The following is an 11,378-nucleotide window of genomic DNA, read 5'->3' as shown; positions in this document are numbered from 1 at the left end:
GAATGAAAAGAGCGGTAGGGTTGTTGTTGTTGGTTATGCCCGTTACGAGTTTATTAGCAGCACCCGGCGAAGAGCAGGATTTTCGCTGGCAGAGGGCGCCGAGCGAACAGCGCGCGGCGCAGCTTACGATCAAAGACGCGATTTTGCGCGCCTTTGCCCGTAATCCAAAAATCGCCCAGGCGGCCGCACAGATCCGCGTGGGCAACGCCAATTTAACCGAAGCGGAGAGCGCCTGGTTCCCGCAGCTCTCTTTGCAGGGCAACCTTGGGCGCTCGCACCGCACCGACTCGTCGGGGTCATTAAATAACAACGGTTCCGGCGGCGTCACCTTACGCCAGTTGCTCTACGATTTTGGCAAAACCGGCGGCAGCATCGATGAGCAGCACAATCTCTCTGATGCGTGGCGCTACGATCTCTACAGCACGCTCAATGAGGTAGGGATGCAGACCCTGCAAGCCTATTTGCAGGTCAAGCGCTACCAAGCGCTGGCTGACGCGGCACGCAACAATATCCACTCGCTGGAGAGCGTGCTGGAGATGGCGACGCTGCGCTCCGAAGCAGGATTAAGCTCGGCTTCCGATGGCCTGCAGGCGCAGTCGCGCATCGCCGGGATGAACGCTACGCTGGCGCAATATGAGGCGCAGATGCGCTCCGCCCAGGCGGCGCTCAGCGTGCTGACCGGCGTGGTTGCCGATAATCTGCCCGACCTGCCTGAAGATCTCCTCAAACAAAATATCACCCTCGATGCGCTGCCCTATGAGCGCAACAACAGCGTGCGCAGCGCGCAGGCAAAACAGCAGGCGGCAGAGCAGCGTATTCGCCAGGCGCAGGCGCAGCACTGGCCGACGCTCTCAGTGCAGGCGGGGCGCACGCGTTATCAAAACGATCAAAGCAGTTACTGGGATGACCAGGTACAACTGGTGGTTGATGCCCCGCTCTATCAGGGCGGGGCGGTGAGCGCCCGCGTCGATGCCGCGCAGGGCGATCGCGCCAATGCGCAGGCGGCGGTGGAGGCCAGCAAGTTGGATGTTAACCAGCGGGCGGCCACGGCGTGGGCCGATTTGACCGGCGCGCAGCTGCGCCAGCAGGCGGGCGAGGCGCAGGCCAACAGCGCCGGGCGCGCGCGCGGCGTCTACCGCGATGAGTACCGGCTGAGCAAGCGCAGCCTGAACGACCTGCTCAGTATTGAACAGGATGTCTTCCAGGCAGATACCGCGTCGATTACCGCGCGCTATGACGCCTGGGATGCCGCCGTGCGCTATGCCGCTGCGGCAGACAACCTGCTCGATATGCTGGGGGTTGAACGTAGTCGTACCGTGGGCGATGACCTGCCCGCGCTGTAAGCGCACAACACAGGAGTGGTAATGCAAGAGCCGGATACCGAAAGCTGGATTAATGTGATGGTGCGCGCGGCAGGGCGCTTTGGCCTGCCCGCCGATGCGCCCGCGGTGCGCCAACAGATGCGCTGGTTTGAAGCGCTGCCGCTTAGCGCAAAGCTGGAACGCCTGAGCGGATTAATGGGGTTGCAGGTGCGCAGTGTGCCACTCGCCCGCATGCGATGGAATGGGCAAAACCTGCCGGTGATTGTGCAACTGGAGAGCGGGGAATTGCTGCTGCTTGAGTCGCTGGATGCCGACGGGCTGGCGACCTACTGGCTCGATAACGGCGGCGATCTGGTGCGCGAAGAGCCGCTGGAAACGCTGCTCACCCGCGTGAAGCCTGAGGTGGTGATGCTGGGCATCGCCGCGCGAGGGCGCGATTCGCGTATCGATGATTTTACCCGCCCGTGGGAGGCGCACTGGTTCTGGAAGCACTTTCGCCATAGCGGACGCAAGCTTACGGAAATTGCCCTCGCCTCGGTGGTCGGCAACGTGCTGGCGCTGGCTGGCATTCTTTTCTCAATGCAGGTTTACGACCGGGTGATCCCGGCCCAGTCCTTACCCACGCTGTGGGTGCTGTTTTTCGGCGTCCTGCTGGCGGCGGCGCTGGAGTTCTTTATCCGCCTCGCGCGTACCCACGTCTCTGACATTATGGGCAAACATATCGACCTCAATGTCTCGTCGCTCTTTTTCGCCCGCGCGATGGCGATCAAAAACGATGCGCGGCCCAAATCGACCGGATCGTTTATCTCCCAGCTACGCGAGCTTGATCAGGTACGCGAACTGCTTACCTCCACCACCGTCGGCGCGGCGATGGATATCCCGTTTGTGCTGCTGTTTCTTGGCATTATGGCGCTGGTCGGCGGCCCGCTGGTGATCATCCCGCTAGTTGCCATTCCGCTGATTATCATCCCCGGGCTGCTGGTGCAGTGGCCGATGGCCAAGCTGGCGAAAGCCGGGATGCGTGAGAGTGCGATCCGCAACGCGGTGCTGGTGGAGTCCATTGAAGGGGTGGAGGACATCAAAGCATTACAGGCGGAGCCCTACTTCCAGCGGCAGTGGGAAAACACACACGCCGTGGGAGCCAATGTTGGCATGAAGCAGCGCGTATGGGGCGCACGGCTGAGCGGCTGGGCCTCGACGGTGCAGCAGATCACCTATGCCGGGATGCTGGTGTTTGGCTGTTTTCTGGTGATAGATGGCGACATTACTACCGGGACGCTGGTGGCCTGTAGCTTGCTCTCGTCACGCACCATTGCGCCGCTGATGCAGCTCACCATGGTCTTCTCCCGCTGGCAGCATGCCAAATCGGCGATGAGCGGCCTCAACGATCTGCTGAAAAAGCCCCTCGATAAAGAGGCAGACAAGAAGATGGCGCACTGCCCGGTGCTGGCTGGCCACTTTCAGTTGCAGCAGATGCAGTACAGCTATGACGAAGAGAAGGGCGATGTGGCGATCAATATTAATGAACTGGAGATCAAACCGGGCGAGCGGGTGGCGATCCTCGGCAAAACCGGCGCCGGAAAATCAACGCTGTTAAAACTGCTCTCCGGCCAGGCGCAGGCCAGCAAAGGGAAAGTGATTATTGATGGCGTCGATATGGCGCATATCGATCCAACCGACGTGCGTCGCCAGGTGGGTTATCTGTCGCAGGATTCGCGCCTCTTCTTCGGTACGCTGCGCCAGAACCTGATGCTTGGGCATCCGCATGCTACCGAGGCGGAGCTTATTCAGGCGCTGCGCATCAGCGGAGCGATCAACCTTGTCCAGCAGGATGCCGCCAGCCTCGATCGGCTGATTAATGAGGGTGGGCGCGGCCTTTCCGGCGGGCAGCGGCAGATGGTGCTACTGAGCCGTTTGATTGTGCGCAATCCGCAAATTGTGCTGCTGGATGAACCAACGGCCTCTATGGATGAGCAACTGGAAGCGTGGGTGATCCGCCAGCTGCAGCAGTGGCTTACCGGGCGCACGCTGGTGCTGGTAACCCATCGCCCGGCGCTGCTCAACTTAGTGGATCGGATTGTGGTGATGGAGAACGGCAAAGTGGTGGCCGATGGGCCGCGCGATACGCTGCTGAAACAGGCGGCGCGCAACAGTAACGTGGCGTCCATCGTCTGAGGAGCGGGAAATGAGTCAACTCTCAATGCAGGATGAGCTGGCGCGTCAGGGGCGCTTCTACTCGTCGGTGATCTGGCTGACGCTGCTTGGCCTGGTGGTGTTTATCGCCTGGGCGACGTTTGCCATTCTTGATGAGGTAACGGTCGGCACCGGCAAAATCACCCCCTCAACTCATGCGCAGGTGATCGAAAGCCTTGATGGCGGGATTGTCAGCGCCCTGATGGTGAAAGAGGGCGATATTGTGGAGCGCGGGCAGATGCTGGCGCGGCTCGATCCGACCCGTTTTCAGTCTAATTATGGCGAAGCGGCGGCGCGGGTGCGGGCACTGCGCGCCTCCAGCGAGCGTCTGCGCTCGGAGCTGACCGGCGAGCCGCTGCGTTTTAGCGCCGAGTCGATGCGCGAACCGGATCTGGTCGCCCGCGAGCGGCAGTTGTATGAGTCGCGGCGGCGCAACCTCAACGAGACGGTGGCGAATCTGCAAAAAACGCATCAGCTGGTAATGTCGGAGCTGCGCATGACGCAGCCGCTGGTGGCAAAGGGCGCAGCGAGCGATGTCGAGGTGATCCGCCTGCAACGCCAGGCGACGGAGCTGAAGGGAAAAATCGACGAGGCGCGTAACCAGTTTGCGGTGCGCGCCCGCGAAGAGCAGGTGAAAAATAATGCCGATCTCGATGCGCAGCTACAGGTGATGGCGGGTAAAGCGGATCAGCTGGATCGCGCGGTGCTTAACTCACCGGTGCGCGGGATTGTTAAAGATGTGCAGATCAACACCGTGGGCGGGGTGGTGCAGCCGGGCGGCAAGCTGATGGAGATTGTACCGCTGGAGGATCAACTGCTGGTGGAGACGCGCATCAACCCGCGCGATATCGCCTATATTCGTCCCGGCTTACCGGCGACGGTGAAGGTGACGGCCTATGACTCTTCCATCTATGGCGATTTGAAAGGGACAGTAGAGGTGGTGTCGCCGGATACGTTGCAGGATGAGGTGCGGCGCGATCAGTTTTACTACCGCGTTTATGTCCGCACGCAGAGCGCGGAGCTGAAGAACCGCAGCGGCAAAAGTTTCCCTATCCTGCCGGGGATGATCGCCAACGTGGAGATTAAAACCGGGCAAAAATCGGTGATGGATTATCTGATTAAACCGTTGAATAAACTTAATGAGGCGCTGCGCGAGCGGTAGGGCGGGGAGTTGGTGCCCTCTCCCGGGGTGAGAGGGCAGCGCGGGCGAGCACTTAGCGGCCCGCGTTTTTCATGATGCGTGCTTTATCGAGCTGCCATTCGCGCTCTTTCACATCGGTACGTTTGTCGTGCTGTTTCTTACCTTTCGCCACGCCGATCTTCACTTTACACCAGGCGTTCTTCCAGTAGAGGGAGAGTGCAACCACGGTGTAACCTTCTCGGTTGATGCGGCCGTAGAGTGAATCCAGCTCGCGCTGGTTCAGCAACAGTTTGCGCGTGCGCGTCGGGTCGCAAACATAGTGGCTGGAGGCGACGGTCAGCGGTGTGAAGTTAGCGCCGAAGAGATAGGCTTCGCCATCTTTAAGGATCACGTAGCTATCACCAATATTGGCTTTACCGGCACGTAAGGATTTTACTTCCCAGCCCTGCAGTGAAAGCCCGGCCTCAAACTCCTCTTCAATGAAGTATTCATGGCGGGCGCGCTTGTTCAGCGCAATGGTGGCTGAACCTGGTTTATATGCTTTTTTCTTCGTCATAGTATCGTGGAGCCATCCGGTAATCTGATATCTGAAACTGACCTCATTGCGTCCTGTGAGGCTGAACGGGTTATCTTAGCATGAGTTAGGGCAACGCGTTTTCCTTTCAACCGGGGGAGATGTTATTATTTAACGATTGTGTGAACGCGGAAAACCTTATGCCTCAGATTAGCCGTACTGCGCTGGTGCCCTATAGCGCTGAGCAGATGTATCAGTTAGTGAACGATGTGGACGCCTACCCGCAGTTTCTGCCGGGGTGTACCGGCAGCCGAATTCTCGACTCCAGCCCGACGGAGATGACGGCGGCCGTGGACGTGTCGAAAGCGGGGATCAGCAAGACCTTTACCACGCGCAACACGCTGGAAGCTAACAAAAGCATTTTGATGCACCTGGTGGATGGCCCGTTTAAGTCGCTGAGCGGCGGCTGGACCTTTTCCCCGCTCAGCTCGAATGCCTGCCGTGTGGAATTTCAGCTCAATTTCGAGTTTACCAATAAGCTGATTGAGCTGGCTTTCGGCCGCATCTTTAAAGAGCTGGCCGCGAACATGGTGCAGGCGTTTACCCATCGCGCGAAAGAGGTTTACCGTGCCGGGTAAAATCGCCGTTGAGGTGGCCTATGCATTGCCGGAGAAGCAGTATCTGCTGCGGGTGAAGCTGGAGGTGGGCGCGACCGTCGAAGAGGCGATTCGCGCGTCCGGGCTGCTGGAGCTGCGCGAAGATATCGACCTAAAGGTGAACAAGGTTGGTATCTACAGCCGGACGGTGAAGCTGCACGACAACGTCAATGACGGCGATCGCGTGGAGATCTACCGCCCGCTGATTGCCGATCCGAAAGAGCTGCGTCGCCAGCGCGCTGAAAAAGCGGCGAACGAGAAAGCGGCAAGCAAGTCATAACTGCTTAGCCTGGTGCGAGATACAAAAAAGGTGCTCACTGAGCACCTTTTTCTTTTACAGGCGGTTAAACCAGCTATTGTTTAACCGCTTTTTACAAACTTAGCGCTGGTTGGTCAGTGCCGGTTTGTTGTCGATATTGGTTAACACGCCGTTGCTGTTGAAGGTCAGAGTCAGCGTCTGCTGAGTCACATCTTCATGGCCTGGCTGCTGACGGAAGATATAGAACCAGGTGTTGGTGCCAAACGGATCGCTCATCATCGGGGTTCCCAGTGCATACGCAACCTGCTGTTGCGTCATACCCACACGGATTTTGGCAACGTCGGTGGGGGTCAGGTAGTTCCCCTGGTTGATATCCGGACGGTAAACCACGCGTTCCAGAGTGGAGCAACCAGCGGTCAACATCAGAAGAACCGCTGCGGCAGCAGTCAGCATTTTACAGCGCATAGTGATTTGATTCCTTTTCGGGCCCGAACAGTACGTGGCTCATATGTAATATGCCGATAATAATAGACCTTTCGCCAGTTTAAAACCTTTGTGGCCGGGTCTGTTGTCGTTTTGTCGAGAAGTCAGACCGTCATATTACCGAAAAGTTTACGCTGCCAGCAGCTCTTTGGCATTCGCCAGCGCGTTACGCGTCACTTCGCTGCCGCCCAGCAGACGGGCCAGCTCCTGCAGACGCGCACGTTTATCCAGCGGCTGCATATGGGTTTCCGTCATTGCGCCATCGGTCTCTTTGCTGACATAGAAGTGGTGATGCCCGCAACCCGCCACCTGCGGCAGGTGCGTCACGCACATAACCTGCGTTGATTCGCCCAGCTGGCGCAGCATCTTACCGACAACGGCGGCAGTCGGGCCGCTGATACCCACGTCCACTTCATCGAAGATCAGCGCCGGGGTTTCCATCTTACGGGCGGTAATCACCTGAATCGCCAGCGCAATACGCGACAGCTCACCGCCGGATGCGACTTTGGCAATCGCCTGCAGCGGCTGTCCTGGGTTGGTGGTGACACGAAACTCAATGCGATCCGCGCCGTCCGCCGTCAGGGTATGGTCATTGAACGCCACATCGATCTCAAACACGCCGTGCGGCATGGAGAGTAAGTGCATACTTTCGGTGATCAGCTGGCTGAGCTCCTGTGCATACTTCACGCGCTGAGCATGCAGCTGCTGAGCGCTCTCCAGCGCCAGCTGGTGATGATGGCTAACGGCCAGCGCCAGCGTCTCCTGCGAATCCGCCTGATCTTCAAGCAGCTGCTGCTCATCCAGCAGAGACTGGTGGAACTGCGGCAGCTCTTCCGGCGCGATATGGTGCTTGCGCGCCAGCGAGATCTGGCGGGAGATACGCTGCTCCAGTTCGTAAAGGCGGTTGGGATCGAGATCTAAACGGTCGCAGTAGTGGCGCAGCTCGTCGCTGGCTTCGCTGATCTGAATCGCGGCCTCTTCCAGCATCTCCAGCACGCTGGAGAGACGTGTATCCATTCCGGTCAGCTCTGTAAGTAGCTGGCGGGCGCTGTAGAGCTGGCTCTGCAGGTTAACGTCTTCGCCATCGGCAAGCACGTTCAGCGCATGCTGGCTGGTGGAGAGCAGCTGTCCGCTGTTAGCGAGACGCTTGTACTCTTCATCGATCTGTTCAAATTCGCCCGGCTGCGGGCTGAACTCGTTAAGCTCTTTCAACTGATAGTGCAGCAGTTCGGCGCGCGCGGCGCGCTCCTGGCTCTGCTGCTGGTGCTGTGCCAGCTCACGACAGCTTTGATGCCAGGCGCGGTAGCGCTCCGCCATTTGCTGAGTGAGCGCATACTCACCGGCATAGCCATCGAGCAGGGTTTTTTGGTGTTCGGATTTAATCAGCAACTGATGCGCATGCTGACCGTGGATCTGGATAAGCAGCTGACCCAGTTCGCGCAACTGGGAAAGGGGAACGGCAGTGCCGTTGATAAAGCCGCGGGAGCGGCCGTCGCTACTGATGACGCGGCGAAGTAAACACTCACGTCCATCTTCAAGCTGATTCTCTTCGAGCCAGCGCTGCGCGGCAGGGGTATCTTTCAGGGCAAAGCGAGCGCAGAGATCGGCGCGCTGTGCGCCGGCGCGTACCATGTCAGCTTCAGCGCGACCGCCAAGGCAGAGCCCGAGCGCGTCAATCGCGATGGATTTACCTGCGCCGGTTTCGCCGGTAATAGCCGTCATCCCGCTATTAAAATCGATCTCAAGCTCACGAACGATAGCAAAATTACTGATGGTGAGTTGTGCCAACATGGTTGCTTTCCTGTATGAAAAACCATAACTGTGTTTTCGTACAGTATAAACTGGAATTATATACAGTAAAGCCCCGCAGCCGCTTTTCAGAACAATTTTTTCGACCAGCCAAGCTTGGAGCTTAACGTGTTGAAATAGCTGTAATCTTTAGGGTGAATGAGATTCAGATGATAGTCACAGCGGCGGATGAGCACATCTTCGCCCTCCTGAATCGGCAGCGCGATCTGGCTGTCACAGCTCACTTCAAGGTCGCTACGGCGGTGGGAAAAACGCAGGCGAATGGTGCTGCTGCTGTTAATCACCAGCGGGCGCGCCGAGAGGGTATGCGGAAACATCGGTACCAGCGTAATAGCGTCCAGCGAAGGGGTGAGGATCGGGCCGCCTGCTGAGAGCGAGTAGGCCGTGGAGCCGGTTGGCGTGGAGATAATCAGGCCATCCGAGCGCTGGGAGAAGGCAAACACTTCATCTATATAGACTTCAAACTCAATCATGTGCGCCACTTTGCCAGGGTGCAGCACCACTTCATTAATGGCAGTGCTGATGCGTTTCTGGCAATCCTGCTGGCACACCTGTACTTCCAGCAAAAACCGTTTCTCGGCGATGTAGTGTCCCTCAAGCACATCGGCCAGCTGCTGCTGCGCATTATCGGGATCGAGATCGGTCAGAAAGCCCAGATTGCCGCGGTTGATGCCAATCACTTTGATGTCGTAACGCGCCAGCGTGCGCGCTGCGCCAAGCATATTGCCATCGCCGCCGACCACCACCGCCAGATCCGCCTGCTGCCCAATGTCCGCCAGCGTACCGGTCCTCACATTCGAGAGTTTCAGCTCATGGGCAATGCGCTGTTCAACCATCACGTCATAGCCTTTGGCATGCAGCCAGCGGTAGAGCATTTCATGTGTGGTGAGCGCGGTAGGGTGGCGCGGGTGCCCGACAATACCAATACACTTGAAATGTTGGGTCATTTTCTGCGGGTCCTTGTGGCGAATGAATGATGACAATCTGACTTGTTCCCTTGAATCCAGGAAACGGATCCCCATAATAATGCAGGTTAGCGAGATGATTGCAAAAAAACGCGGAGAAATTCATGAGTAGTGAAGAACAGAAAACGCCTGACGGGCAGTCCCCGGAAGAAATTATCAAGGAACAGCACGACGACGTTGAGGCGGTAGTTGAGCCTGACGACGCGGCTGAGCAGGTGGATCCGCGCGATGAGAAAATTGCGAATCTGGAAGCGCAGTTAGCAGCAGCGGAAACCCGCGAGCGCGAGACGGTGTTGCGTATCAAAGCGGAGATGGAAAACCTGCGTCGCCGTACCGAACTGGATATCGAGAAAGCGCACAAATTTGCGCTGGAGAAGTTCATCAATGAACTCCTGCCGGTCATCGATAGTCTGGATCGCGCGCTGGAAGTGGCTGACAAAGAGAACGCCGAGATGGCGCCGATGGTCGAAGGTATCGAACTGACCCTGAAAAACATGCTGGATGTGGTGAAGAAATTTGGTGTTGAGGTGATTGCCGACACCAACGTTCCGCTGGATCCAAATGTGCATCAGGCGATTGCGATGGTCGAGTCGGAAGAGGTCAACGCCGGCAACGTGCTGGGTGTGATGCAGAAAGGGTTCACCCTGAATGGTCGCACTATTCGCGCCGCGATGGTTACCGTCGCTAAAGCGAAAGCGTAAAACGAAAGCCCTCTCATCATGAGAGGGTTTTTTTTACTCTGTTACGCTCTCCCGCAGCGCTTTAACCGGGATCACTTTTACCTGCTTAATCATGTTCTCCTGCACATCGAGAATATCGATATCATACTGCTCAATGCGCACGCGCGTTCCTGCCGCCGGAATCTCTTCCAACTCTTCAAGCACCATGCCGTTAATGGTCCGCGCTTCATCTTCCGGTAGTCGCCAGTTAAAGGCTTTGTTCAGCTCGCGCACGCTGGCGCTGCCGTCAATAATCACCGAACCGTCATTCTGCGGCGTCGCTTCATCCGCCAGCGCAGGCGACATAGACGTGGTGAAATCCCCGACAATCTCTTCAAGAATATCTTCGACCGTCACCAGCCCCTGAATGTCGCCATACTCATCTACCACCAGGCCGACTTTCTTCTTATTACGCTGAAACTTCACCAGCTGAACGCTAAGCGGCGTGCCTTCCGGCACATAGTAAATTTCATCGGCGGCGCGCAGCATCACCTCTTTGGTGAACTCCTTTTTCTCGGTCATCAGGCGATAGGCTTCACGCACGCGGAGCATGCTGATGGTGTCATCCAGCGAGTCGCGATAGAGCACAATGCGGCCGTGCGGCGAGTGGGTCAGCTGGCGCACAATCGATTTCCAGTCATCATTGATATCGATACCGACGATCTCATTGCGCGGCACCATGATGTCATCAACGTTGACCTTCTCCAGATCGAGAATCGACAGCAGCATATCCTGATTGCGGCGGGAAATTTTCGAGCGCGACTCGTGAACGATGGTGCGCAGCTCCTCTTTACTGAGCGCGCCGCTGACCACCACATCGGCTTTAATGCCAATCATACGCATCAAAATACGCGTCACGCCGTTCAGCAGCCACACCAGCGGCAGCATGATAATTTGCAGCGGGCCAAGCAGCAGGCTGCTGGGAAAAGCGACCTTTTCCGGATAAAGGGCAGCGATGGTTTTTGGCAGCACTTCAGAAAAGACCAGCACCACGAAGGTCAGCACACCGGTGGCGATGGCAACCCCGGCGTTGCCGTACAGGCGCATACCGACAATCGTCGCCAGCGACGAGGCGAGAATGTTGACCAGGTTGTTGCCGATTAGCACCAGGCTAATCAGGCGATCGGGCTTACGCAGCAGCTTTTCGACGCGTTTGGCCGCACGGTTGCCCTGTTTGGCCATATGGCGCAGGCGATAGCGGTTGAGGGTCATCATGCCGGTTTCTGAACCGGAGAAATAGGCTGAAACCACGACCATGATGATAAGCGTAATAATCAGCGTCGTGGTGGAGATGTGTTCCAGGGGGAACTCCTTTGC

The 11,378-nt window shown here is 57.5% G+C and carries 11 protein-coding genes; 6 read left to right on the top strand and 5 right to left on the bottom strand.

What is annotated here, in order from left to right; genetic code table 11:
* Positions 1–35 precede the first annotated feature (35 nt).
* The 3 genes from IAE50_RS15210 to IAE50_RS15200 are packed head-to-tail and all read left to right on the top strand — an operon-like array spanning position 36 to position 4,677.
* Complete coding sequence (locus IAE50_RS15210) at positions 36–1,343, top strand: TolC family outer membrane protein (protein WP_225975778.1); 1,308 nt, start codon at positions 36–38, stop codon at positions 1,341–1,343.
* A gap of 21 nt (positions 1,344–1,364) precedes the next feature.
* The gene (locus tag IAE50_RS15205) at positions 1,365–3,497 is read left to right on the top strand and encodes a type I secretion system permease/ATPase (protein WP_042712416.1); all 2,133 of its coding nucleotides are present in this window, start codon (positions 1,365–1,367) and stop codon (positions 3,495–3,497) included.
* Positions 3,498–3,507: 10 nt separating this feature from the next.
* Entirely contained in the window at positions 3,508–4,677 is a 1,170-nt protein-coding gene (locus tag IAE50_RS15200) for an HlyD family efflux transporter periplasmic adaptor subunit (RefSeq protein WP_042712414.1), read from the top strand.
* 52 nt (positions 4,678–4,729) lie between these two features.
* On the opposite strand, the gene smpB is transcribed toward IAE50_RS15200, so the two are convergent.
* Entirely contained in the window at positions 4,730–5,212 is a 483-nt protein-coding gene (smpB, locus tag IAE50_RS15195; protein ID WP_023480573.1) for an SsrA-binding protein SmpB, read from the bottom strand.
* Positions 5,213–5,370: 158 nt separating this feature from the next.
* Here smpB and IAE50_RS15190 point away from each other — a divergent pair, with 158 nt between their 5' ends.
* Both IAE50_RS15190 and IAE50_RS15185 read left to right on the top strand, forming a co-directional pair.
* The gene (locus tag IAE50_RS15190) at positions 5,371–5,808 is read left to right on the top strand and encodes a type II toxin-antitoxin system RatA family toxin (protein WP_200134630.1); all 438 of its coding nucleotides are present in this window, start codon (positions 5,371–5,373) and stop codon (positions 5,806–5,808) included.
* Positions 5,798–6,106, top strand: a complete 309-nt coding sequence (locus IAE50_RS15185) for an RnfH family protein (RefSeq protein WP_054804244.1) — start codon at positions 5,798–5,800, stop codon at positions 6,104–6,106. Before IAE50_RS15190 ends, IAE50_RS15185 begins: the two co-directional genes overlap by 11 nt.
* Before the next feature lie 99 nt (positions 6,107–6,205).
* Here the strand turns inward: IAE50_RS15185 and bamE are convergent, their stop codons facing one another.
* The 3 genes from bamE to nadK form a co-directional block, all read right to left on the bottom strand.
* A complete protein-coding gene (bamE, locus tag IAE50_RS15180) occupies positions 6,206–6,550 on the bottom strand; it encodes an outer membrane protein assembly factor BamE (RefSeq protein ID WP_023480683.1) in 345 nt (114 codons plus the stop codon).
* 147 nt (positions 6,551–6,697) lie between these two features.
* Positions 6,698–8,359 carry a DNA repair protein RecN gene (gene recN, locus IAE50_RS15175; RefSeq protein WP_139568126.1) on the bottom strand — a complete coding sequence of 554 codons (1,662 nt, stop codon included), beginning with the start codon at positions 8,357–8,359 and terminating at the stop codon, positions 6,698–6,700.
* An 86-nt stretch (positions 8,360–8,445) separates the two neighbouring features.
* Positions 8,446–9,324: an NAD(+) kinase gene (nadK, locus tag IAE50_RS15170; protein WP_042712406.1), complete on the bottom strand. Its 879-nt coding sequence runs from the start codon at positions 9,322–9,324 to the stop codon at positions 8,446–8,448.
* Positions 9,325–9,446: 122 nt separating this feature from the next.
* Between nadK and grpE the strand changes: the two genes are divergently transcribed.
* Positions 9,447–10,043 (top strand): nucleotide exchange factor GrpE, encoded by a 597-nt coding sequence (gene grpE, locus IAE50_RS15165; protein ID WP_200580629.1) that lies wholly within the window; start codon positions 9,447–9,449, stop codon positions 10,041–10,043.
* A 33-nt stretch (positions 10,044–10,076) separates the two neighbouring features.
* Here grpE and IAE50_RS15160 read toward each other — a convergent pair whose 3' ends face one another.
* Complete coding sequence (locus tag IAE50_RS15160) at positions 10,077–11,363, bottom strand: HlyC/CorC family transporter (RefSeq protein ID WP_094421679.1); 1,287 nt, start codon at positions 11,361–11,363, stop codon at positions 10,077–10,079.
* Positions 11,364–11,378: the final 15 nt, after the last annotated feature.

It is taken from the genome of Kosakonia sp. S42 (genome assembly GCF_016624785.1).
GTDB lineage: Bacteria > Pseudomonadota > Gammaproteobacteria > Enterobacterales > Enterobacteriaceae > Kosakonia > Kosakonia cowanii.
This window is presented reverse-complemented; position numbering and strand designations above follow the sequence as displayed.

Excerpts from the sequence above, each read along its gene's own strand:
- IAE50_RS15210 (WP_225975778.1), top strand. The coding sequence starts at position 36 with ATGCCCGTTACGAGTTTATTAGCAGCACCCGGCGAAGAGCAGGATTTT.
- bamE (WP_023480683.1), bottom strand. The coding sequence starts at position 6,550 with ATGCGCTGTAAAATGCTGACTGCTGCCGCAGCGGTTCTTCTGATGTTG.
- recN (WP_139568126.1), bottom strand. The coding sequence starts at position 8,359 with ATGTTGGCACAACTCACCATCAGTAATTTTGCTATCGTTCGTGAGCTT.
- IAE50_RS15205 (WP_042712416.1), top strand. The coding sequence starts at position 1,365 with ATGCAAGAGCCGGATACCGAAAGCTGGATTAATGTGATGGTGCGCGCG.
- smpB (WP_023480573.1), bottom strand. The coding sequence starts at position 5,212 with ATGACGAAGAAAAAAGCATATAAACCAGGTTCAGCCACCATTGCGCTG.
- IAE50_RS15200 (WP_042712414.1), top strand. The coding sequence starts at position 3,508 with ATGAGTCAACTCTCAATGCAGGATGAGCTGGCGCGTCAGGGGCGCTTC.
- nadK (WP_042712406.1), bottom strand. The coding sequence starts at position 9,324 with ATGACCCAACATTTCAAGTGTATTGGTATTGTCGGGCACCCGCGCCAC.
- grpE (WP_200580629.1), top strand. The coding sequence starts at position 9,447 with ATGAGTAGTGAAGAACAGAAAACGCCTGACGGGCAGTCCCCGGAAGAA.
- IAE50_RS15190 (WP_200134630.1), top strand. The coding sequence starts at position 5,371 with ATGCCTCAGATTAGCCGTACTGCGCTGGTGCCCTATAGCGCTGAGCAG.